This window comes from Mesorhizobium sp. M7A.F.Ca.CA.003.01.2.1, assembly GCF_003998945.1.
Lineage (GTDB): Bacteria > Pseudomonadota > Alphaproteobacteria > Rhizobiales > Rhizobiaceae > Mesorhizobium > Mesorhizobium ciceri.
Genome location: NZ_RZRA01000654.1, coordinates 1 through 3,308, shown reverse-complemented (window position 1 = coordinate 3,308; position 3,308 = coordinate 1). Strand labels below are relative to the sequence as shown.

Genomic DNA, 3,308 nt, shown 5'->3' with positions numbered 1-3,308 from the left:
GAGGAACTGGATGAAGCGCAGGATTTCGCCGATCGCCTCGCGCGGCTGGTGGCCGGCAAGCAGGATGTCGGAAATGACAATGGCGCCGGCATTGATGAACGGGTTGCGCGGAATGCCGTTCTCATGCTCGAGCTGCACGATCGAGTTGAATGGATTGCCTGACGGTTCGCGGCCTACCCGCTGCCAAAGCGCGTCACCGACATTGCCGAGCGCCAGTGTCAGCGTGAACACTTTCGAGATGCTCTGGATGGAAAATGCCTGGTCGGCATCGCCGGCCATCAGCACGCGGCCGTCATTGGTGACCGCCGCGATGCCGAACTTCTTCGGATCGACCTTGCCCAGCTGCGGAATGTAGGAAGCGACGTCGCCGCGATCGGTGCGCTCGGCCATTTCGGCGGCGACTTCGGCCAATGCCCGATCAAGTTTGGGGGCCTGTTCAAGTTCCGGCATGGTGCTACCTCAACCAGCGTTCGATGCGCACCATTGCCTCGACCATGTCGTCGTGGCTGCCGGCGTAGGAGAAACGCATGGTCCGGTGCCCAGCCTGAGTGTCGAAGTCGCGGCCGGGCGTTGCTGCAACATGCGCCTCGGCCAGCATCTTTCGCGCGAAGGCCATGCTGTCATTGGTATGCCTGGTGACGTCACAGAACGCATAAAAGGCGCCGTCCATGGGCGCCGCCAGCGGAAAGCCGAGTTCCGGCAGGCGTTTCATCAAGAGCTCGCGATTCCAGGCGTAGCGGCCTTTTACCGCCTCCAGTTCCTCGGTCGCCCTGAACGCTTCGATCGCGGCAATCTGCGATAGCTCCGGCGGCGAGATGTAGAGGCTCTGGGCGACGCGCTCGACCGGCCGCACCAGTTCCTGCGGCAGCACCATCCAGCCGATTCGCCAGCCGGTCATGCAGTAATATTTGGAGAAGGAATTGATCACCGTCACATCGCCGCCATAGGCAAGTGCCGTGGTGTCGGGGGCGGCATAGGCCAGCCGGTGATAGATTTCGTCGGAGATGACGGCGATGCCGAGGTCCTGTGCCGTCCTTACCAGAGCCGCCAGTTCATCGGCTGGTATGACCGCGCCGGTTGGATTGGCGGGACTGGCGAAGAGAACGCCTTTCAGCGGCTTTTCACGATGCGCGGCTTCCAAATGGCCGGCATGCAGGTAGGCGGCGTCGCCGAGCTCGATCTCGACCACCTCTATGCCGAGTGCGGCCATGATGTTGCGGTAGGCAGGGTAACCGGGTGCCGCGATGGCGACGCGGTCACCCCGATCGAACATCGCCAGGAAGGCAAGATTGAAGGCGGCCGGCGATCCGGTGGTCACCGCGATCCGGCCGGGCTCGATATCAAGCCCATAGTGATCGGCGTAGTGTCCGGCTATCGCCTTGCGCAAACCTGCCAGTCCGAGCGCGTCGGTGTAGCCGATGCGCCCATCCTGCAGCGCCTTGGCTGCTGCGGCGCGAACCAGAACCGGTGCGGGATCGGAGGGTTGGCCGACGGCCATCGAAACAACCGGCACGCCCTGGGACTTCAGCCGGTTTGCCTCTGCCAGAATGTCCATCGCATGGAAGGGCTCGACATTGCCGCGGCGTGAGAGCGAAACGACCATTTAACCAGTATTCCCGATGACTGACGGCGCCAGGCACTGGCGCATGTGCCGCACAAATGCCCGATTGATGTGAGGATCACAAGTTGAGGAAGTTTCCGGCGCCGACTTTTCATCTTTCGCCCGCTCGTCTACCAGTGGACACATCATGTTGAGCCGACCCAGATCGACGATTGCCCAGGCAGCGCGCGTCTTCGCGACGCTTTCGCTTGGCGTTGCCGTTGCAATGTCGAGCTCGGTCAGCGCCTTCGCCCAGAACGTGCCGGTGGTGCGCGACGCCGAGATCGAGGCGCTGGTGCGCGATTACGCGCGGCCGATCTTCAGGGCGGCCGGCCTGGCGAATGACGGCATCGACATCGTCCTGGTCAACGACCAGAGTTTCAACGCCTTCGTCACCGGGCGTCGGCTGTTCATCAACACCGGCGCGCTGATGACGGCTGAAACGCCCAACGAGATCATCGGCGTCATCGCGCACGAAGCCGGTCATATTGCCGGCGGCCACCAGCAGAAGCTGCGCGACCAGCTCGAACGAGCCAAGACGATGGCCGTCATCGCGACATTGCTTGGCGCCGGCGCCATTGTCGCCGGTGCCACAACCAGCAGCCGCGGTCTCGCCGGCGCCGGCATGGGCGTGGCTGCCGGCGGCGGCGAAATGGCACAGCGCAGCATCCTCGCCTATCAGCGCACCGAGGAGATGACGGCCGACCGCTCGGCGATCACCTATCTCAACGCCACCGGCCAGTCCGGCATGGGCATGCTGAAGACATTCCGCCGCTTCCAGACCGCACTTTCGCTTTCGGGCGCCCAGGTCGATCCGTATCGGATCAGCCATCCGATGCCGCAGGACCGCATCGCCAATCTCGAAGTGCTGGTGAAACAGGACCCCAATGTCGACAGGCCGGACCCGCCCGCGCTGCAGCAGCGCCATGACATGATGCGGGTGAAGATCGCCGTTTACATGGAAGGCCAGGCGGCCGCGTCCCGGCTGATGCGAAAGATGCAAGGAACCCTCGCCGCCCAGTACGGCGACGCCCAGTCGACCTACCTGTTCGGCAACATCGCCGCCGCCCTCGCCAAGACCAATGCACTGATCAAAGCGCAACCGAAGAATGCCTACTTCCAGGAACTGCGCGGCGACATCCTGATGAAAGCCAACAAACCCAAGGAAGCCGCGGACGCCTATGCCAAGGCGGTCAGCCTCGATTCGGCTCGGTCCGGTCTGCTGCCAGTGTCCGTGGGCCAGGCGCTGATGGCCGTCGGCACGCCCGACTCCCTCAAAAAAGCCGTCGTGCAGATCAACAATGGCCTCGGTCGCGACAAGGAAAATTCAGCCGGATATCGCTATCTGGCGCAGGCCTATGGCGAGTTGGGCGACATACCTGGCGCTGAACTTGCCACCGCTGAAAGCCATTTCTATTCCGGCAACTACAAGGATGCGAAGATTTTCGCCATGCGGGCGCAGCAGCAGATGAAACGCGGCGAGCCGCGCTGGCTTCGCGCCCAGGATATCATAAACTACAAGCCATCAACCAAGATCAAGTGAACCTTCCGGCCCCGCGCCACGACATAGCCAGACCGGAAAACAGGCAGAAGGAACAGGAACGATGAAAAAGGCACTGCTGCTGGGCACCACGGGGGTTGCGGTCGCTCTGGCCATGCTGGCTTTCGGATTCGTTGCCGGAAACCCGCAGATCGCCAAGGCCGGGAC

The 3,308-nt window shown here is 62.8% G+C and carries 3 protein-coding genes and 1 pseudogene; 2 read left to right on the top strand and 2 right to left on the bottom strand.

What is annotated here, in order from left to right:
• Both EN969_RS23080 and EN969_RS23075 read right to left on the bottom strand, forming a co-directional pair.
• Window positions 1–450 (bottom strand): glutaminase (locus EN969_RS23080; RefSeq protein WP_206525209.1); only part of this gene is annotated, 450 nt, incomplete at its 3' end.
• 4 nt (window positions 451–454) lie between these two features.
• A complete protein-coding gene (locus EN969_RS23075) occupies window positions 455–1,603 on the bottom strand; it encodes an aminotransferase class I/II-fold pyridoxal phosphate-dependent enzyme (protein WP_063168093.1) in 1,149 nt (382 codons plus the stop codon).
• Between the two features lie 145 nt (window positions 1,604–1,748).
• Between EN969_RS23075 and EN969_RS23070 the strand changes: the two genes are divergently transcribed.
• Together EN969_RS23070 and EN969_RS36195 are read left to right on the top strand one after the other, a co-directional pair.
• Entirely contained in the window at window positions 1,749–3,143 is a 1,395-nt protein-coding gene (locus EN969_RS23070) for a M48 family metalloprotease (RefSeq protein WP_013531361.1), read from the top strand.
• Window positions 3,144–3,204: 61 nt separating this feature from the next.
• Window positions 3,205–3,308, top strand: a pseudogene (locus EN969_RS36195) (DsbA family protein); the annotation flags it as partial.

What these genes read in the sequence shown, in the direction of transcription:
- EN969_RS23070 (WP_013531361.1), top strand. Translation starts at nt 1,749, where the DNA reads ATGTTGAGCCGACCCAGATCGACGATTGCCCAGGCAGCGCGCGTCTTC.
- EN969_RS23075 (WP_063168093.1), bottom strand. Translation starts at nt 1,603, where the DNA reads ATGGTCGTTTCGCTCTCACGCCGCGGCAATGTCGAGCCCTTCCATGCG.